The organism is Microbispora sp. CA-102843 (assembly GCF_050936215.1).
GTDB lineage: Bacteria > Actinomycetota > Actinomycetes > Streptosporangiales > Streptosporangiaceae > Microbispora.
This window is the reverse complement of sequence record NZ_JBNJNF010000001.1, coordinates 4,858,875-4,877,236: the sequence shown is the minus strand read 5'-3', so window position 1 is coordinate 4,877,236 and position 18,362 is coordinate 4,858,875. Positions and strand designations below refer to the sequence as shown.

The window sequence follows — 18,362 nt, the reverse complement described above, 5'->3', positions numbered from 1 at the left end:
CCTGGTCCTTCCGGTGCGATACGTCACCGCTGACGCGGTGGCCTGTCGCACGACGGATGGCGCGGGGGGACCGGTGATACAGCGAATCTCCGCGAGTTTTCCGGCGGGCCGCGGTCGGTCTACGGCCCGGGGCCCGATCCGGCCGGGGGCGCGGTCGTCCCTGTCGGAGCCGGCGCGGTCGTCTACGGCCGGGCGTCGATCCAGCCGGTGATGACGGTGGCCCCGCCGGACGTGCGGACGTGCAGCCGGAAGCGCCGGGCTGGGACCGGCTCGATCACGAACCAGCCGACCTCGTCGACCGGGACCTCCTGGACGGGGCCGTCGTCGTCCCGCACGAGGACCGCGCCGGGCTGCGCGGGCACCAGCTGCCCGCGCACCGCGTCGGGATGGATCTCGGCCTCGATGGACAGCTCGCCGGCGGCGAAGCTCAGCATGCGCGGCCCCGAGCCGTCCGGCCGCGGCTCGTCGCGCAGGCCCGCCGGTTCCCGCGCCGGGAGCAGGGAGTCGAGCTGCAGCTCGGCCAGCTCGGCGTCGACGGTCCGCCACGCGAAGGCCGCCTTCCCGGCACGCATGAAGGACTCGGGCACCCGGGCCTCGCGCACCGCGTGCCCCAGCTCCTCGAGCAGCCGGTCGTCGTCGTCCCACCAGCTCGGTACGTCCGTCACGCCGTCACCAACGTCCATGGTCAGTCCACCTAGGCCAGCTGGAGAGCGGCCAGCGCCCGGCTCCTGCGCAGCCTATCCAGGCAGCGCCCGCGGGTGGGGCCGATCGCCCCCACCGGGACGCCGAGCGCGGCGCTGATCTCGGCGTAGGAGGCCGGCGGCTCGGCGAACAGCATGCTGAGCAGCTCCCGGCACCGGGCCGGCAGCTCGGCGAAGGCCGTGCGCAGGGCGTGCCGCCGCTCCGCCACCAGCATCTCGCCGTCCACGCCGTCCTCCTCCCCGCGGGCGCCCGGCTCGGGGTCGTCCACCGGAACCTGCCGCTTACGGGCGCGCAGCAGCTGCAGGCACTGTCGCTGGGTGGTGCGGACGAGCCAGCCGGGAAGGGCGGCCGGCTCGTGGAGCGTGTCGAGGCGCTCCACGAGCCGCAGCCAGACGCCGCCGGCGACGTCGTCCGCGTCGCTGCCGGTCACGCGGTAGCGGCCGCACACCCCCCAGACCAGCGGCGCGTACCGCTCGACGATGGCGTCCCACGCCGCGGCGTCGCCCTCGCGCGCCCGGAGCACGAGGTCGACGACGATCGGATCGTCGCGCATGACCCGTCAGCCCTCAAGCGGGTACGGCCGGACCTCGGCGGCCTCGGCCAGGAGCTTGTCCAGCGCCTGCCGGGGCGTCACCGAGCCCGGAACCGTGCGGGCGGCGACCGCGCCGCTGACGAGGGCGGCCGAGAAGGAGGTGCCGCTCCACCGGGCGTGGCCTTGGAAGGTCTGGCGGCGGCCGTTGATGTCGACCTCTCCGGTGAGGTACGAGCCCACGACCCCCTCCCCGGGCGCCAGGCACGTCACCCATGGGAGGTCCGGGCTCCAGCCGGGCATGACCGGGTGCCCGTCCACCGTGCCGTACGCGCCGACCGCGACGACGGGCGGGACGGCGGCCGGCCAGCAGGCCGAGCGCCGGCTGCGCCCGGAGCTGAGGTGGGGGAGCGCGCCGTGGTTGCCCGCGGCGGCCACGACCAGCACCCGCGGGGCGAGCCGCTCGATCGCGCGGGCGATGACCAGCGGCGGCCCCCCGGACAGCGTGAAGCAGCCGAGGGAGAGGTTGAGGATGTCCGGCTGGAAGGAGGCCGCCAGCCGCAGCATGGCCCGGGCCGTGTCCCAGGAGTCGGCCCGGCCCGTGCCGGGGTCGAGGACCCCCTCGACGGAGAGCTCCGCGGCCGGCGCCTCCCGCTGGATGAGGCTGCGCACGAACGCGGAGTGCCCCGAGCGGTACGGAAGCGGGCGCTCCGCCGTACCCGGTTCCGTGGACACGAGCGGGGTGTCGACGACGCCGACCCGCACGCCGCGCCCGGCGTCCTCGTGCCCGGCGAGCGGCTGCGGCACGTCGGCGGGGCCGGCGGGCTCCGGCTGCCCGCCGTCCATCGGCTTGTGCCCCAGCACGTCGAACTCGCCCAGGGACATGGGCTTGTGCCCGAGGGCGGAGAACCCGCCGCTCACCAGGTGCATCGGCTTGTGGCCGCTCGCCAGCACCTCGCCGTCCGGCAGGGACATGGGTTTGTGGCCGTCCCCGATGACCGCGTCCACGACCCGGTTCTTGCCGATCGTCGGCACCCAGCCGCCGCGGTCGGCGGCCGCCTTCTCCCGCAGCAGGGCGAGGAGCTCGCCGACCTCGACGGGATCGTCGTCGGCGTCCTTGAGGTCGCGCAGGCGGGCCAGTCCGAGGAGCTCGTCCCGGTCGTCGGGGGCGAGGGCGGCGTGCACGACGCCGAAGTCGTTCAGCATGCGCTCGACGACCTCCAGGTGCAGGAGGTCGACGATGAGTTGGTCCGGTTGGTGCGATGTGGTGCCCGCGTCGACTGGCATCTGGATAGTGTCCTTCCCGGGTCGTGACTTGTCCGGAACGCGAACTTCCTCAGACGGAACCACGAGGGCCTGGCCGTGATACATCCAACGCAGGAAACGCCGCCGGGCGCAAGGGCCCACGGGAACGCTCCAGCACGCGCCCCCGCCGTTCCCGGCGACGGCGACAGCGGCGGCCCGCCGGACGGCTTAGTGGTCAGGGCCGGGACGCCGGCCGGGGCCGAGCCGACGGTCGAGCCGATGGCGGGAGCCGAGGCGGCGGCCGGTTCGGTGGCCGGGGCCGGGTCTCCGGCCGGGGCAGAGGCAGTGGGCGCGCGCGCGAACGGGTCGCCGGAGCCGGCGGATGAGCCGCTGGCCGAGGCCGAGGCGGCGCTGGTCGCGGTCGACCGCGACCCCGTCTCTGGCCTCCCGACGGCCGAGAGGGCCGCCCGGCGCGCGGCCCGCGCGGGCCACGCCGTGGCGGCGTCCACGGCCGAACGCGCCTGGGGGCACGCGCTCCTGCACGTGGGCGAGCTCGACAACGCCATCAGGCACCTGAGCCGCGCCGCCGCCTGGGGCGTGCGGGCCGGCCGCGCCGACCTGGCCGCCGAGGCGCGTTACAAGCTCGCCTTCGCGGTCCTGCAACGGGGCAGGCCGCAGGCCGCGCTGCGCGAGATCGACGCCGCCCTGCCGGATCTGACCGGCATGGCGGCCGGTCGCGCCCGCGCGCAGCGCGCGATCGTGCTGCACGTGATCGGCCGCCTCGACGAGTCGCTTGCCGAGTTCGAGGTGGCGCTGCAGGTGCTGCGCCAGCACGCCGACCTGCTCGGCGTGCAGCGGATGCTGATCAACCGGGCCCTCGTCCACTCCGACCGCCACGCCTTTGTCGCGGCCGAACGCGACCTGCTGAAGGCGGAGACGCTGGCGCGCGAGCTCGGCCGCCCGCTGACGATCGGCCTGATCGCCAACAACCTCGGTCTCATGGAGACGCTGCGGGGCGACGTACCGGCCGCGCTGCGCCACCTCGACCGGGCCGAGCGCATCATCGGCGCGCATGGCGCTCAGCTGGGCACGCTGCACCAGGACCGGGCCGAGTTGCTGCTGTCGGTGGGGCTTACGGCCGAGGCGAAGGCGGCCGCCGCCCGCGCGGTGGACGCCTACCGCCGCGAGCGCCGCTCGCTCAAGGTGCCCGAGGTGCAGGTGCTGCTCGCGCAGGCCGAGATCCTGTCCGGCGATCCGGCCGCCGCGCTGGGCCACGCCCGTGCGGCGCTGCGCCGCTTCCGCGCCCAGGGGCGGCGGGAATGGACGGAACTGGCCCGGCTGTCCGTCCTGTCCGCCCAGCGCGCCGCCGGCCGCCTGCCGCGCCTCCCGGCGGCGGTCATCGACGTCATGGTCGCGACCCTGGACGCGGCGGGATGGCCCGCGGCGGCGCTGGACGCCGCGATCGTGGCCGCCCAGGTGACCGCTGAGCGCCGCGTCCGGCGGGGTGAAGAAGGGCCCGGCCGCTCCGGAGACGCTGGTGATGCGCGGGCGGGAGTGGAGCCGACCGCCGAGCGGCGCTCCCGGACGGCGGACGTGGCCGCCGGCTACCTGAGCCGGGCCGCGGCGGCGTCCCGGTCCCGGGGACCGGCGCTCGTCCGGGCGCGCGGCTGGTACGCGCGGGCGCTTCAACGGCGGGCCGAGGGGGAGGCGCGCGGCGTGCTCGCCGCCGTACGGACGGGCCTGCGGGTCCTGGACGAGCACGCCTCAGCAATGGGGGCCACAGACCTGCGGGTGCACGCGGCGGCGCACCGGGCCGACCTGGTGGCGCTGGGACTGGAGGTGGCCTTCGAGGCCGGCCGCCCCGACGGCCTCCTCGAATGGTCGGAGCGTGCCCGGGCCAGCCGTCTGCCGGCCGCGCCGGTCCGTCCGCCGGACGACCCGGTGCTGACCGCGCTGCTGGCCCGGCTGCGCTCCGTCACGAGGGACCTGGCCGGTCAGGCGGCGGCGCCCGCCCCGCTGCTCGCCCGGCAGGCGGACCTGGAACGGCGCATCCGCGACCACAGCCGCCGGCTCGCCGGCACTCCCGGCGACGCGCCCGCGGCCCCGGTCACGCCCCGGGACCTCGCCGCCTCGCTCGGTTCGTGGGCGCTGGTCGAGTACGTCCGCCGGGGCGCCGACCTGCACGTGCTCACCGTGGTGGACGGCCGCGTGAACGTCCGGCGCCTCGGGGCGACGGCCGAGGCGGCCGACCTGATCGAGCGGCTGACGTTCGCCGTGCGGCGCAACGCGCGCCCGGACGCCCGGCCCGAGGTGCTGGCCGCGTCCGCCGCGCTGCTGGACGCCGCGGCCGCCCGGCTCGACGCCCTGCTGCTCGGGCCGCTGGCCGAAATCGGCGACCGCCCGCTCGTCGTGGTGCCCACCGGACCGCTGCACAGCCTGCCGTGGTCCCTCCTGCCGTCCTGCGCGGGACGGCCCGTGACCGTCGCGCCGTCCGCGACGCTGTGGCACCACGCCCGGACCCGCCTCGCGTCGGCGGACGGAACGGACGGTGACGGCAGGGGCGGCGCGGGCCTGGGTCGCGCGGGCGTCGCGGCCGGGGGACAGGTGGTCGCGGTGGCGGGCCCGCGGCTGCCGTCCGCAGGGCCCGAGGCGGCGGCGGTCGGCGCGATCCACGACGGCACCGTGCTCACCGGAGCCGCGGCGTCGGTCGAGGCGGTCTCGGCCGCCCTGTCGCGGGCCGGGCTCGCGCATCTCGCCGCGCACGGCCACCTGTCGCCGGAGAACCCGCTGTTCTCCGGCATCGCCCTCGCCGACGGGCCGCTGATGGCCTACGACGTGGAACGGCTGCCGCGGGTGCCGCACACGCTGGTGCTCGCGGCCTGCGACAGCGGCCGTTCCGTGGTGCGCACCGGCGACGAGCTGATGGGCCTCGCCGTGACGTTCCTCGCCCGCGGCACGTCCCAGCTTGTCGCCTCGGTGCTGCCGATCCCCGACGCGGCGACGACCCCCGTCATGGTGGCCTTCCACGAACGGCTGGCCGCCGGGCGCCCGCCCGCCGCCGCCCTCGCCGAGGCCCAGCGGGCCGTCCGGGGCAACGACCCGCGGTCGGCCGCCGCAGCGGCCGGCTTCGTGTGCATCGGCGCGGGCGCCGTCCCGGTCTTCGGCCGCGATCCGGGCCGCGATCCGGGCCGCGATCGGGCCACTGCCGGCGCCGGCTGACGAGGCGGTGGTGGCCGCGGCGAGCCGGGCCGTTGTCGCCCGCCTGCGCCCCGGCTGGCCCGACGCGCCGTCCGGCCCGACCCCCCCGCCGCCTCCGGTCGCAGCCACGCCTGCCGGGGTCGCGTCCACCTCCTGCAGCGCCGTGATCTCCTGGTCGAGGTCGGCTTCGTCCGATGCAGGCGGCCGTCACGGTGGCCGTGACGGTCCGGGTCGGCTTCGGGCTGGTGGTGGCGTCGTCCGGAGTGGGAGAGGCGCTCGCCTGACCGCCCTGGGCGACGGTCAGGGTAGAGGTGGTCAGGGCGGCCGTGTTCCGCACCTCGCACTCGATCATCGGCGCGGTGGGGGAGGGTCCGATGTTGACGGCGGCCGGCCGCACCGTCGCCGTGCCCGCCCTGGACGAGGTCGTCTTCATGCTTACTCCGGTCCCCGGCAGCGGAATGGTCTGCCCGGCGGCGACGCTTACGGGCTCGCTCACGCCGGTGGCGGATGTCAAGCCCTCGATCCCGGTGAGGGCCGCGTATCCGTACAGCTCGACCCCGCTGGTCAGTCCGGCGGCGGGCGCTCGCAGTTCGCTGCCGTCGACGTACCTTCCGCGCCAGCCGATGGACATCTGCTGCCCCGCGGTGGCGTTGTCCGGCACGGTCAGCTCAACGTTGATCTTGACGTCCTGCTTTTCGGTCACGCCGCCAGTGGCGGTGCTCTCGTACTCCACAACCTCGGCCGGAGTCGTGATCAGGTGACTGGAAAAGGATTGGACGGGCTGATGCTCGGGCTTGTAGCTTGCAGCTGACCGTGACACCGCCCGAGGAGGTGAGACCCATGAACGCTGTATCGATGTGGGTGCTCCCCCTACCCGTCACGGTCGGGCGATTGACGTAGGTGTCGCCGGGAGCGCCTCGACAACAAGGCACTCCCGAAAGGCAACACCTATGGACTCTCAGCAGGTCAGCGCCGAGCCGTCGTCGGACAATACGGTCGAGCGTGACTCCACGGTGGGCGACGTCCCCAGAGTTCTCTGGTCGCCGGCCTCCGGCGCCGATCGCGCGCCCCTCGTCTTCGATGTGATCATTGCCGGGTGCGGGCCGACCGGTGCGATGCTGGCCGCCGAACTGCGGCTGCACGACGTGCGGGTACTCGTTCTGGAGAAGGAAACCGAGCCCAAGTCGTTCGTCCGCATAGTCGGTCTCCATATTCGCAGTCTCGAGCTGATGGCGATGCGCGGACTGCTGGAGCGCATTCTCCAGCATGGAAGACAGCGTCCGGCCGGCGGTTTCTTCGCCGCCATCAACAAGCCCGCGCCCGAGGGCCTGGATTCGGCACACGCCTATCTGCTGGGCATCCCGCAGCCGCTCATCGAACGCCTGCTCGAAGAGCATGCGATCGCGCTGGGTGCGCAGGTCCGGCGCGGTTGTGCGGTGACCGGTTTCGAGCAGGACGACGAGGGTGTGACCGTCGAGCTGGCCGACGGGGAACAACTGCGGTCGCGCTACCTCGTCGGCTGTGACGGCGGGCGCAGTACGGTGCGCAAACTGCTCGGCGTCGGCTTCCCCGGCGAGCCCTCGCGGACCGAGACGCTGATGGGCGAGATGAAAGTGGGTGTGCCGCAGGAGGAGATCACCGCCAAGGTGACCGAAACCCGCGAGACCCATCAGCGATTCTGGCTCCGGCCCTTCGGCGAAGGGGTCTACAGCGTCGTCGTCCCCGCCGCGGGACTCAGCGATCGCGCGGAACCGCCCACCCTCGAGGATTTCAAACAAGCGCTGCGCACCATCGCCGGAACCGATTTCGGCGTGCACTCCCCGCGCTGGTTGTCCCGCTTCGGGGATGCCACCCGGCTGGCCGAACGTTATCGGGTCGGGCGGGTGCTGCTGGCCGGCGATGCGGCACACATCCATCCACCTATCGGCGGACAGGGCCTCAACCTGGGCGTTCAGGACGCGTTCAACCTCGGCTGGAAACTGGCCGCACAGATCCGCGGCTGGGCGCCGGAAACACTGCTGGACACCTATCAGGCCGAACGTCATCCGGTCGCCGAGGACGTGCTGGACAACACCCGCGCCCAGATGGAACTGCTGTCCACCGAACCGGGCCCGCAGGCCGTACGCAGGCTGCTCACCGAACTGATGGACTTCGACGAGGTGAACCGCTATCTGATCGAGAAGATCACCGCAATCGGCATCCGCTACGACTTCGGCGCAGGCCCCGACCTGCTCGGCCGCCGCCTGCGCGACATCGACGTGAAACAGGGCCACCTCTACGGTCTGCTGCATCGCGGCCGCGGCCTGCTGCTGGACCGCACCGAACGCCTGACCGTCGGCGGCTGGTCAGACCGGGTCGATCACCTCGCGGATCCCACTGCGGGACTGGATGTTCCGTGCGTCCTGCTACGCCCCGACGGCCACGTCGCCTGGATCGGCGACGATCAGCAGGACCTGGACGACCACCTCTCCCGCTGGTTCGGCAAGCCCGCCAACTGATTTCGCCGGAGCAGTGGTCATCCCGCATATACGTGGCGAGACGTGGTCGGCGTTCTCGTCGGACAGCCACCGCCCGCTGGCATGGCGGAAAATGGCCATGCCAGCGTCGGTAGCCAGTCGTGCTGTCCGGGTCTCGACCAGGGCCTGCGACTGGAGGACAACGCCGCCATCGAGTACGCCCTGCCCCACCACTTCGCCATCAAGACCGGCCTCAGCCGGGAAGACCACGCAGGACGGTGTCGGCATCGCCTCCCCGCAGATCGTGGAGTGGGCCCGCCAGAACATCGCCGCCCTTGAAATCGAAGGGATCGGACCCGCCGGCCACCAGGCCCCTGAGGTCTCCAGCAGGCCCCCGAGGACCAGTCGCACGCCATCGGCCAAACCATCGCCGGCTGGCTGGACCGGCACGACCTCCTCTCGCCGGCTCCGTCCTCTCGGACATGACCTCCAGGCCGCACCACCTCACGTGAACGATGCCGCCCTTCGGTTCTCATCAATGAGCGTTTTCTGAAGAGGCTGTTGGGGTGCCGCACCGTTCGGCTTGTGCGGGCCGGTCGCCCCTGCGGCCTTGCTGGTGCGGCCTGTCACTCTCCCACACGGACGATCAGGCGTCGGCTGCCCGACCAGGGACAGCGATGCGCAAACCCAGCCGGAGGCCCGATCTTGTGTCACCGTTCGCAGTGGGCTTCTTCGCGTACCCGCTCAGATCGGTCAACGGCGCACCCGATAGCGCAGGTGAAGCACCCGGTTGCCCTGAATCACCACGTCAGGATCCTCCAACAGGTGCTGCGCGTGGACCGACCCGAAGTAGCGCTTGCCGGACCCGAACACGACGGGTACGACGTCCATGCGCACCTCGTCGATCAGGCCCGCGGCAAGCACCTGGCCACCGACGTCGCCAGCGGCGACCTCGACCATGCGGTCACCCGCAAGCTCCTGCGCCTTGGCCACGGCTGCCTCGACGCCGTCGACGAAGTGAAACGGCGCCTCGGGGTCCCAGCCCTCGGGCTGCGGCCGGTGCGTCACGACGACCACGTGGTCGATCCCGCTCGGAGGCTTTCCGTCCCAGCCGTCCGTCAGGTCGAAGACGTGGCGGCCGACGATCGTGACTCCGATCTGGTCCCAGTACGCCCGGGTGTAGTCGTAGGACGTCTGCGACACCTTCAGCTCGCCGCTCTCGTCCAACGGGACGTCACCGCTGGACAACCAGGCGAACAGCGGTCCGGGCTGGTCATTCTCGTCCGCGACGAAGCCGTCCACCGACACCGAGCTGTACATGACCACCTTGCCCACGGGGCTCTCCTCTGCTTTGGGGTGCCCCAAATTAGCGTGTCGTGAGCTGTCGCTCTTGTAAGAAATCAATCGGCCGGCAGCGGCCAGCCGTCCAGCGCGTGGCCGGGATGTTCGCGCAGGAACCGCCGCCGGACTTCGACGTACCGGGTCGGCGTGAGCCCGGTGAACGCCCGGAACTCGTGGCCGAAGTGGGCCTGGTCGAAGTAGCCTGCGCCACCGGCGAGGTCGCCCCAGTCGATCGGTCCGGCGGGGTTGATCGCGAACACGGTGGCGGCGAAGCGGTAGGTGCGGGCCAGCCGCTTCGGCGTGACGCCGATGAGCTCCTTGAACCGCTGTGCCAGATGAGTGCTGCTGACACCGGCTGCCACGCTCAGGTCGCCGATCGCCACCGCCCCGCTGGTCGCCGCGATGACGCTGCTCGTATGGCGGACCAGCCCCAGGCCGGCGGTCTCGCACAGCCGTCGCATTAGCTCCTCCTCGAGCAGCGTCAGCATCTCGTGCGGTCCGTCCGCCGTGGCCAGCCGGTCTCGCAGCTCAGCAATGGCGGGCCGGCCCCAAACCTGCTCTACCGTCACCGGCCGGTCACAGAGCTCGGCCGCGGGCATCGGGAGGAACGGCGCCAGCCCCCACGGCTTGAAGTGCACGCCGACGGACCGGGTCCGGAGTGGGTAGCCGAACTCCAACGCGCGGGTGGGCATGGTGACCACGCAGCCGTCGGCGTACTCGGCCGTCTCGATGTCGGTGCCGGCGCGGATGCGGAACGGCGCCCCGAGGTTGACGATGAGCAACGCCGCCGGCATCGGCGGCAGCGTCAGCCGGGCGTACGGCGGCGCACCCTCCAGGTAGTAAAGGTCGTCGATCAGCCTGTCCAGCGGCGGTCGCGGCACTCTGGACACGTACTCCACGCCCACAGTATCGCCGACGCCCCGCCGGCATCCCGGCGGCCGATGCGGACGACAGTGTTCTGGGCACCCAGCACCTGCACCGCCTGAAGCTACTGACAAGTACCGCCAATGGCGGCCGCAGGTTCCTCGACCCCGAGGACGAAGCCGACCATCTGCGCGAGCAGATCACCGAGCTGACACACCGGGTGAGCGCTGCCGAGCAGGTGCTGTCCCGGCTGCGCGTCACCCGCGAGACGATCCTGGAGATGACCGGCGAGCTGGCCGAGACCACCCCTTGCGCGCCGACGCTCTCGCCCGTCTACCGGCAGATCCTGGGGGTGGTGGAGCAGGCGCCGGACGGACTGCGGGTCAAGGACATCTGCCGGATGCCGAACACCGAAGCGGATCACAAGCACACCGAGAGCCCGCGCGCCAAGCTCGAACGCATGGTTGCCCGAGGCGTCCTCACCGAACCGAACCCGGCCTGTTCACGCTGCCCCGACCGAGTCGCGACGCATAGAAGCCGCTGCCCAAAGTCAGATCGGACGGAGGCACACAGGACGCCCTCGGATGGAATGGTCAACCCACCCGAGCGAACAGCCTGTCCAGATGATGATCGATGGCGGCGAGCGCGTCCCGGGGCTCGATGACGTTGAGTTCGAGGAGGGTGGTGAAGCCGGTGAGGGCGAGCAGTAGGTCGGTCTCGACCATCGCGTCGCGATCCGGATCGATGTGCCCATCGGCGATCGCCTGGCGGACCAGCTCCTCGACCATGGCCCGGCCGTGGAGGAGGCCTTCGCGCGCCCGCGCGTGGAGGCCTTGGTCGTGCAGCGCCTCCAGGACGTAGGCGGCGCTCATCCGGCTGGTGGCCCGGGCATCGGGATGCAAAGGGAGCATCTCGATGAGCATCAGCCGCAGAACGTCGCGAGGGTGCGGGCGGTGGCCGAGGTCGTGGAGTCCTTGCTCGACCCGTTGCGAGGTCTGCTCGGAGGCGAAATCCATGGCGAAGGAGAGCATCGCCGTCCGGGAAGAGAAGTAGTGCTGCAGTTGCCCAAGGGAGATGTTCGCCTCGTGCGCGACTTCACGCATGGTCGCATGGGTGACGCCGCGCTGCTCCACCACCCGCCACAGAGCTCGAGCGATCGTTTCGCGGCGTTCCCGGTGATCGACTTTCTTCGGCATCCCGGCCCCTCGATCGTTTCAATACACATGACATAATACATGTGACTTGGAACAGCGGCGAAGGGGGCGGCATGCCTGACATGGCCGAAGGGCCTCGGGTGCGAACGACTGAGGGCATGGTGGAGGGGCGGTGGCGGTCGGGGCTGGCGGAGTTCCGCGGCATCTCATTCGCCGAGCCCCCGGTGGGGGAGTTCCGCTTCGCCGCGCCCGCTCCGCCGGCGCGATGGGAAGGGACAAGGCGGGCAACGAAGTTCGGCCCTGTGCCGCCGCAGTCCGGGCCAGTCCAGGCGGAATCGGCGCGGGACACGGACTGGCTGACACTCAACGTCTGTACCCCGGACCCCGGGGCAGCGGGGCTGCCGGTGCTGGTGTGGATCCCCGGCGGCGCCTACATCACGGCTGTGGGCAGTGATCCGACGTACGACCCGGCGAGGCTGTGCGAGGCGGGGCTCGTCGTGGTGAGTCTCAACTACCGAGTGGGGGTGGAGGGGTTCGCCCTCCTGGACGGCGCCCCACCCAACCGGGGGCTCTTGGACCAAATAGCCGCTTTGGAGTGGGTGCAGCGCAACATCGGGCGCTTCGGAGGCGATCCCGCCCAGGTCACGGTGGCTGGGCAGTCGGCCGGAGCGGGGTCGATCGCCGCCCTGCTCACGATGAGGGCGGCGCGTGGACTGTTCCGCCGGGCCATCACCCACTCGGTGCCGGGAAGTCATTGCACGCCCGCACTCGCGGAGCAGGTCGCAGCCACACTTGCGGACCGGCTCGGGACGAGCCCCACCTCGGCGGCCCTGAGCGACGTCGATCCCTGGCGTCTGGCCGACGAGCTCACCGTACTCAACACCGGCCTCTCCGCCAATCGCAAGCACTGGGGACGGCTCGCCCAGGTGGGTGTGGCCGTCTGCCCCGTAATCGATGGAGAAGTCCTGCCAGAAACACCCTGGTCCGCCTTGACCGGTGGCCGCGCGAGCGGAGTCGAACTGCTCATCGGCCACACTCGTGACGAGTTCCGGCTGTTCACCGTCATGGCCCGGCGGATGGGTACTTTCACCGACCACGACGCCCAAACCTCACTTGACCTGTTCGCCCCGCAACCGCACGGCGTGGACGCCTACCGCGCCGCGCACCCACGGGCCACCCCGGAGGAACTGCTGGAAACCGTGTACTCCGACGCTCTCTTCCGAATGCCGTCGCTGCACCTGGCCCGGGCGAACGCGGTGGCAGGCGGCACCTCGTTCCTCTTCGAGCTATGCCTGGCCGCACCGGCTTTCGGCGGGGTCCTGGGCGCCTGTCACAGCCTCGACGTCCCCCTCGCTTTCGGCACGCTGGACAGCCCCACCGGCAGGCAAGTGTTCGGCGACCTGCCCAGCCCCGAAGCTCTCCGGGTTTCGCACGAGCTCCGGCACGCGTGGACCCGCTTCGTGGCCACCGGCGACGCCGGATGGGTCGCACACCGCCCCGACCAGCGGCTTACCCGTGTCCTGGACACCGAGTCAAAGACCGTTCCCTACCCCGAAGAGGCCTCGCGCCAGATCTGGGAGAACCACACCCCAGCCCCATTCGACCTCGAAACGACCTGAACTGTCGCAGAACATCCTCTAACAGCTGGGGTATCCGGTGGGCGCGGGCGGGAACAGCACGCGGGGCTCGAGATCACAGCCGGTGGCGGGGGTGCCGTCGCGGATAGGCGGTCCTATCGACCGACGTCACGCATAGCTGCCGAAGCACGACGGCGACCACCTTAACGATCAACGACCGCCCCGCTGCTCCCTTCAGCCGCATTCCGGCCGCCCCCGGGGCAGACCAGGCCCCGGGGGCGGCCGACCCCAGGAGGGGAGACTGCCCGGTTTCGATAGCTTGCGAGAATTACCCATCTCCCAAGTGATCCGAGTGGCAGCGGCACGCAACAGATGACTCTTATCTATTTTCTATTTCCAGAAATACAGAAATTCGGTACGCTAGGCCGCCGTGACGACCTCCGTGACCATCACCGCGTGCAAGCACTGCGGCGCGCCCATCGAGCAACCGGTCCGGCGGGGCAGGCCGCGGGAGTACTGCCCGGACGGCGACTGCCAGGCGGCGGCCAAGAGGGAGAGGGAACTCCGCCGCGCCACACCGGGATTGGAGGGTGCGCTCGCACGCGTGGAGGACCTGTACGAGCGCATGGAGAAAGGCCTGGCGGCGGCGATCGAGCCGCTCGCGCAGGTGCTCGCCCAGGAGCTGAGCCCGGCGGGAGTCGAGGCGAAGCTGAGCGCGATCCAGGCCGAGGCGCACACGAGCGTCGCCATCGCCCGCGCCGAGCGCGAGCAGGCGCTGGAGCAGGTACGACTGGCCCGCGAGGCCGCCGAGGAAGCCCGCAGGGAGGCGGAGGAGGCCCGGCGCCGGACGGAGGAGGCCTACGCCGAGCGGGACACCGCCTTCGCCGACGCGGAGACCGCCCGCGAGCAGGCCCTGGCCGCGCTGCGGGAGGCGGCGAGCACCGAACGACGGTCCAGGCAGGAGGCCGACCAGGCCGTCCGCCGGGCCGATATCGCCGAGGCCGCCCGCGAGCAGGCCGTACGCGAACTGGCCGACCGGGTGGACCAGGCCGCGGCCGAGGTCCGCCTGGCCAGGGAGCAGGCCGAGCAGGCCGTTCGGGAACGCGATGAGGCGCAGGCCGACGCGCGGGCGGCGCGGGCGGAGGCGGAGCTGGCCCGCCGCGCGCATCGTGAGGCCGAGCAGTCCAGCGCCGCCGCGCTGGCCCGCGCCCAGGCGGCCGAGGCCGAACGCGACCGCGCGGTCGCGCGGGCGGAGGCCGAACGCGACCGGGCCGTGGCGCAGGCCCACGACGAGCGTGACCGGGTGCTGGCCCGGGCCGAGGCGGCGGAGGCGGCCCGTGAGCAGGCCGTCGCGGAGGCCGCCCGGCTGCGCGCTGAGGCGGCGCAGGCCGAGGCGCGCGCCGGCGCGGCAGGCGCGGAGGCCGCCCAGGCGGAGCAGGACGCCCGCGCCGCCGCCGCGGAGCGGGAGCGGATCCAGGCGGAGCTGTCACTGGAACGGGCCCGGCTGGACGACCTGCGCGCGCAGCTCGACGTGGCTCGGGCCGAGGCGGCCCAGCTGCGCGAACGCGCGGTCGCCGCCGAGCTGCGGCTGCGCCAGGAGGCTCCCGAGCCGGCCCAGGAGTCCTGAAGCTACGGCGAGCCGCAAGGTAGCGAGGTAGGTGGTCTCACGTTGGTATCGCGGCGGCGACATGGCCTACCGGCGGGACGAGGCGTACCTGTACCTGGTCGGCCGCAAGGACGACATGATCATGCGGCGGGGGCAGCCGGGCCGTGACCGATGAGCAGTATGAGGGTCTCGGCGTCGAGACCGCCCATGGCCCGGTTGTTCCAGGGGAGCAGGCCGACCGGGCGAGTCGGTAGACGCGAATCCGAGGGTGTGCGGCTGCCGGCCATGGACAGGCCCGTGAGGAACATCCGCGAGAAATCCGGCGTTAAGCGACTACCGCAGATAGTGACACGACGCAGATCGCGCACCGATTAGGTTTCCGCGCCGCGCCCGTCTGTACATGTGAGATCGACTCACGGGAGGCTGGCACGATGCGGAAACTGATCTTCGGCATGAACGTGACCCTGGACGGCTACATCGCCGCGACCGGCGACGACATCGGCTGGAGTGGAGGGGACGGACCGGACTCATCGCCGAGCGCCGAGCTGTTCCAGTGGTGGTACGACCAGATGCGGGCGAGCGAGCTGTCGCTGTACGGGCGCAAGCTGTGGGAGGCGATGAGCTCCCACTGGCCGACCGGCGACCAGCAGCCCGACGCAACCTTGGCGGAGATCGAGTTCGCGCGCCTCTGGCGGGACATGCCGAAGGTGGTGTTCTCATCGACGATCGACAAGGTCGACTGGAACACCCGCCTGGTCACCGGCGACGCGGTCGCCGAGATCGCCCGGCTCAGGGCCGAGGACGGCGGCCCGATGGACATCGGCGGCGCGACGCTCGCCGGGGCGGCCATGCGAGCCGGGCTGATCGACGAGTACGCGCTGGTCACCGTGCCGGTCCTGGTGGGCGGCGGCACGCCGTTCTTCACCGCGCTGGACAGCTGGGTGAACCTGAACCTGGTCGAGACGCGGGCATTTCCCGGCGGCGTGGTGCTGACCCGATACGAGACGAGGCGATGAGCACGGGCCAAATGCTCGGCTCGTAAGGCCAGGTCGAAATCCTTCCTGGCGTGCTCACCGTGACCCTCGGCGATGAGGGAACCTTTTCCCGGCCCTTCCTTGCGTTCCGCGTGAGCTGTTGACCGACTCGCTGAAGATGAGGACGACGGTGACGCCGGCCCGTGCGCTGGACTCGTCGACGATGGGGACTTGTCTGATCACAGCGTCGCGGGCAGGCTCAGCCATGGTTTGTCGGTGGCGTCGAATCCGGTGAGCTCGGCGACCTTCCCGTCGACGATGTGCAGGACCGCGATGTTCAACAAACGGTATTCCGGGTCGTCGGGGGTGCGGAGGTACAGCACGGCGGCAGGCATGCGGTTGACCGTCGTGGCGATGCAGCGCCAGTCGTCGTGGCCGCGCTGGAAGAGCCCACCGGAGACCCAGCCGTTCACCGCGTCCTTGGCCGTGACGATCAAGGTGCCCGGCTCGGGCAGCATCGCGAAGCGCAGGTCGTCGCGCAGCAGGGCCGTCAGCCCGTTGAGGTCGTTGCGCTCATGGGCGTCCATATACGACTTCACCACGCCGCGCTCGTCATCCGACAGCTCGTGCGTGGCAGGGCTCCGCCAGTCGAGGCGGCGGTCGGGCAGCTGCTCGCGCATCGTCACGCGCGCCCGCTGCAGTGCGCTGGTCACCGATGCGACGGTCAGCTCGAGGGCGTTGGCGGCCTTCGACGCCGGCCAGCCGAGGACGTCGCGCAAGATGAACACCGCCCGCTGCCGCGGCGGCAGGTGCTGGACGGCGACGATGAACGCCAGCTCGATCGTCTCCCGCGCCACCACCGATTCCTGCGGGTCCTCCGGGAGCATCCGGTCCGGGTAGGGCTGCAGGTAGCGCACTTCCGAGCCCGCGCCCGGCAGCCCGGCAGGCACGGGTGTGCGGTCGTTGCGCTTCTCCAGGAAGTCGAGGCAGGCGTTCGTCGCGATCCGGTACAGCCAGGTCCGCAGCGCGGCGTGGCCCTTGAACGACTCCCGCTTGTTCCACGCTCGCAGGAACGTCTCCTGCGTCATGTCCTGGGCGTCCTCGTAGTTCGCGAGCATCCGGTAGCAGTGCACCTGCAGCTCACGCCGGTAGCGCTCCGTGTTGAGCGCGAACTGTGCTGCGTCATTTGAGCGGGCCGCCGCGATGAACGCGGCCTCGTCGTCGCCTAGCAGTCTGGCGTCGGTCATGGTCGTCAATCCTTCCGCGGGTGGCGAGGGGCTACCAGAACTGACGACGTGGCGGAGGGTTTCTGAGCGGTGAAGCCGCTGACACCGGGCCGTTCGTCAGGCCGGATGGGTCGGGTCGATCCAGGGGACGTGTTCGGGTCGGGCACACCCTCGATGTCGAGGTGGGGTCCCCAGTAGTACTGGGGAAAGATCGGGCGGATATGACTGGTATGGCTGATCGCCCAGTGCAGCGGCCGATCCCGGCCGGCCAGCGGCAAGCCCTATGGGCCAGGTAGTCCACCAGCTCGACCGGCACGTCCAACGGATCGGCCAGGAACATGCCCAGGTGCCGAACCGTGACGACCTGGAGGGCGAAGCCCAGGCGCGAGTGATCACCACGTCGTTTGCCGATCAGCCGCCGATCCTCGTCATCGAGATGGAAGAACCGCTCCAGTTCCACCCGCGACAGCGACCCGAACCGGCCGTAGCCCTCCAGCCCCTGGCTGATCACGGCGACATGATCGCAGACCTGCCTGAATAGCCCACAACGAGGGCCTTACCGCCGGATCTCGCGGACTTGTTCCTCACGGGCCGGACATGAGCGTAGGAGCCCGCGTACCGCTGCAGATGGCGCAGCCCTTCCAGCGCCGCCCGGTCGTCCGGCGTCAGAGCCTGCCTTTGAACCAGTCGAGCAGGTGGGTGCGCAGTCCGGCGGCGTCATGCGGTGCCACGGATGTCACCTGGAAATCCTGAGCGTCACGCCGGCGGCCGGGCGAGTTTGGCGGCCACGGCGTCGAGGACCCAGTCCAGGCCGGTCGCGAAGGATACCTCGGCGTCCACGTCCGTGCCGTCGTGCACGAACTTGGCCAGCGCCGGGAAGCGGCCCGTGGCCAGCATCCTCATCACATGCGGGCCGGAGGCGCGCTGCCAGTCGCGCTCGGACAGGCCCGTGGCGCGCTCGGCCCGCAGGTTCGCGATCTCGCGCCTGATCGCGCCAGTGAAGTAGGCGCTGACGGTCTCCACGGCACGCATGACGGTCTCGAGGTCGGCGAGGCCGTCGAAGGCGGCCAGCGTGGCCTCGGTCACGGCGAGGGCGTTGGGGCCCAGGGTCGGACGGCCGCCGAGCAGGTCGGCCAGCCATTCGTGACGGAGAGTGGCCTGCCTGGTGCGGTGGGCGCGGACGCGCAGCATCTCCCGCCAGTCGGCGGGCTGCTCCTCGGGGAGGATCTCGGCGTGGACCTCGTCCACCATGAGGTCGAACAGCTCCTCCTTTGTGGCGATGTATCCGTACAGCCGCATCGGGCCGACGTCCAGCCGGGCGGCGACCTTGCGCAACGACACCGCCTCCAGCCCGCCCTCGTCGGCCAGCGCGATGGCGGCGGCAACGATGCGCTCCCGGTCGAGCGGCGCGGGGCGAGTCGGCGGCTCCGGCCGGTCCCACACAGTCATGGATACATCGTACTGTTGCGATACACCGACTCAGCGAAATA

Annotated in this window: 15 protein-coding genes and 1 pseudogene; 7 read left to right on the top strand and 9 right to left on the bottom strand. The window is 71.6% G+C overall.

What is annotated here, in order from left to right:
- Positions 1-182: 182 nt before the first annotated feature.
- Genes ACQEVJ_RS22635 through ACQEVJ_RS22625 form a run of 3 tightly spaced genes read right to left on the bottom strand, consistent with a single transcriptional unit; the run spans position 183 to position 2,518 of the window.
- The gene (locus tag ACQEVJ_RS22635) at positions 183-683 is read right to left on the bottom strand and encodes a hypothetical protein (RefSeq protein ID WP_433104095.1); all 501 of its coding nucleotides are present in this window, start codon (positions 681-683) and stop codon (positions 183-185) included.
- A gap of 11 nt (positions 684-694) precedes the next feature.
- Positions 695-1,255, bottom strand: coding sequence for an RNA polymerase sigma factor (locus ACQEVJ_RS22630; protein ID WP_433104094.1), 561 nt, complete (start codon positions 1,253-1,255; stop codon positions 695-697).
- Between the two features lie 6 nt (positions 1,256-1,261).
- Positions 1,262-2,518, bottom strand: coding sequence for a S8/S53 family peptidase (locus ACQEVJ_RS22625; protein WP_433104093.1), 1,257 nt, complete (start codon positions 2,516-2,518; stop codon positions 1,262-1,264).
- Positions 2,519-2,755: 237 nt separating this feature from the next.
- Here ACQEVJ_RS22625 and ACQEVJ_RS22620 point away from each other — a divergent pair, with 237 nt between their 5' ends.
- The 3 genes from ACQEVJ_RS22620 to rox all read left to right on the top strand — a co-directional run bounded on the left by ACQEVJ_RS22620 (position 2,756) and on the right by rox (position 8,172).
- A complete protein-coding gene (locus ACQEVJ_RS22620; protein WP_433104091.1) occupies positions 2,756-5,695 on the top strand; it encodes a CHAT domain-containing protein in 2,940 nt (979 codons plus the stop codon).
- Between the two features lie 305 nt (positions 5,696-6,000).
- Positions 6,001-6,435 (top strand): hypothetical protein, encoded by a 435-nt coding sequence (locus ACQEVJ_RS22615; RefSeq protein ID WP_433104089.1) that lies wholly within the window; start codon positions 6,001-6,003, stop codon positions 6,433-6,435.
- Between the two features lie 189 nt (positions 6,436-6,624).
- On the top strand, positions 6,625-8,172 hold the full coding sequence (rox, locus tag ACQEVJ_RS22610) for a rifampin monooxygenase (protein ID WP_433104087.1): 1,548 nt from the start codon (positions 6,625-6,627) through the stop codon (positions 8,170-8,172).
- 711 nt (positions 8,173-8,883) lie between these two features.
- Here the strand turns inward: rox and ACQEVJ_RS22605 are convergent.
- From ACQEVJ_RS22605 to ACQEVJ_RS22595, 3 genes are all read right to left on the bottom strand, one after another.
- Positions 8,884-9,465, bottom strand: coding sequence for a dihydrofolate reductase family protein (locus ACQEVJ_RS22605; protein WP_433104086.1), 582 nt, complete (start codon positions 9,463-9,465; stop codon positions 8,884-8,886).
- Positions 9,466-9,530: 65 nt separating this feature from the next.
- Positions 9,531-10,370 carry a helix-turn-helix domain-containing protein gene (locus tag ACQEVJ_RS22600; RefSeq protein WP_433104084.1) on the bottom strand — a complete coding sequence of 280 codons (840 nt, stop codon included), beginning with the start codon at positions 10,368-10,370 and terminating at the stop codon, positions 9,531-9,533.
- Positions 10,371-10,928: 558 nt separating this feature from the next.
- A complete protein-coding gene (locus ACQEVJ_RS22595; protein WP_433104082.1) occupies positions 10,929-11,531 on the bottom strand; it encodes a TetR/AcrR family transcriptional regulator in 603 nt (200 codons plus the stop codon).
- Between the two features lie 98 nt (positions 11,532-11,629).
- Between ACQEVJ_RS22595 and ACQEVJ_RS22590 the strand changes: the two genes are divergently transcribed.
- From ACQEVJ_RS22590 to ACQEVJ_RS22575, 4 genes are all read left to right on the top strand, one after another.
- Positions 11,630-13,108, top strand: a complete 1,479-nt coding sequence (locus tag ACQEVJ_RS22590; RefSeq protein ID WP_433104080.1) for a carboxylesterase/lipase family protein — start codon at positions 11,630-11,632, stop codon at positions 13,106-13,108.
- A gap of 388 nt (positions 13,109-13,496) precedes the next feature.
- The gene (locus ACQEVJ_RS22585; RefSeq protein WP_433104078.1) at positions 13,497-14,693 is read left to right on the top strand and encodes a hypothetical protein; all 1,197 of its coding nucleotides are present in this window, start codon (positions 13,497-13,499) and stop codon (positions 14,691-14,693) included.
- Between the two features lie 31 nt (positions 14,694-14,724).
- Positions 14,725-14,847 (top strand): hypothetical protein, encoded by a 123-nt coding sequence (locus ACQEVJ_RS22580; protein ID WP_433104076.1) that lies wholly within the window; start codon positions 14,725-14,727, stop codon positions 14,845-14,847.
- A 256-nt stretch (positions 14,848-15,103) separates the two neighbouring features.
- Positions 15,104-15,688, top strand: a complete 585-nt coding sequence (locus tag ACQEVJ_RS22575) for a dihydrofolate reductase family protein (RefSeq protein ID WP_433104074.1) — start codon at positions 15,104-15,106, stop codon at positions 15,686-15,688.
- Between the two features lie 197 nt (positions 15,689-15,885).
- On the opposite strand, the gene ACQEVJ_RS22570 is transcribed toward ACQEVJ_RS22575, so the two are convergent.
- The 3 genes and pseudogenes from ACQEVJ_RS22570 to ACQEVJ_RS22560 form a co-directional block, all read right to left on the bottom strand.
- The gene (locus tag ACQEVJ_RS22570) at positions 15,886-16,893 is read right to left on the bottom strand and encodes an RNA polymerase subunit sigma-70 (RefSeq protein ID WP_433104072.1); all 1,008 of its coding nucleotides are present in this window, start codon (positions 16,891-16,893) and stop codon (positions 15,886-15,888) included.
- Between the two features lie 259 nt (positions 16,894-17,152).
- Positions 17,153-17,383, bottom strand: a pseudogene (locus ACQEVJ_RS22565) (DUF4158 domain-containing protein); the annotation flags it as partial.
- 245 nt (positions 17,384-17,628) lie between these two features.
- Positions 17,629-18,321: a TetR/AcrR family transcriptional regulator gene (locus ACQEVJ_RS22560; protein ID WP_433104070.1), complete on the bottom strand. Its 693-nt coding sequence runs from the start codon at positions 18,319-18,321 to the stop codon at positions 17,629-17,631.
- Between the last annotated feature and the right edge of the window lie 41 nt (positions 18,322-18,362).

Bases quoted from the DNA above. Each gene is read 5' to 3' on its own strand.
- rox (WP_433104087.1), top strand. From the start codon at position 6,625: ATGGACTCTCAGCAGGTCAGCGCCGAGCCGTCGTCGGACAATACGGTC.
- ACQEVJ_RS22570 (WP_433104072.1), bottom strand. From the start codon at position 16,893: ATGACCGACGCCAGACTGCTAGGCGACGACGAGGCCGCGTTCATCGCG.
- ACQEVJ_RS22635 (WP_433104095.1), bottom strand. From the start codon at position 683: ATGGACGTTGGTGACGGCGTGACGGACGTACCGAGCTGGTGGGACGAC.
- ACQEVJ_RS22595 (WP_433104082.1), bottom strand. From the start codon at position 11,531: ATGCCGAAGAAAGTCGATCACCGGGAACGCCGCGAAACGATCGCTCGA.
- ACQEVJ_RS22625 (WP_433104093.1), bottom strand. From the start codon at position 2,518: ATGCCAGTCGACGCGGGCACCACATCGCACCAACCGGACCAACTCATC.
- ACQEVJ_RS22575 (WP_433104074.1), top strand. From the start codon at position 15,104: ATGCGGAAACTGATCTTCGGCATGAACGTGACCCTGGACGGCTACATC.
- ACQEVJ_RS22620 (WP_433104091.1), top strand. From the start codon at position 2,756: ATGGCGGGAGCCGAGGCGGCGGCCGGTTCGGTGGCCGGGGCCGGGTCT.
- ACQEVJ_RS22560 (WP_433104070.1), bottom strand. From the start codon at position 18,321: ATGACTGTGTGGGACCGGCCGGAGCCGCCGACTCGCCCCGCGCCGCTC.
- ACQEVJ_RS22630 (WP_433104094.1), bottom strand. From the start codon at position 1,255: ATGCGCGACGATCCGATCGTCGTCGACCTCGTGCTCCGGGCGCGCGAG.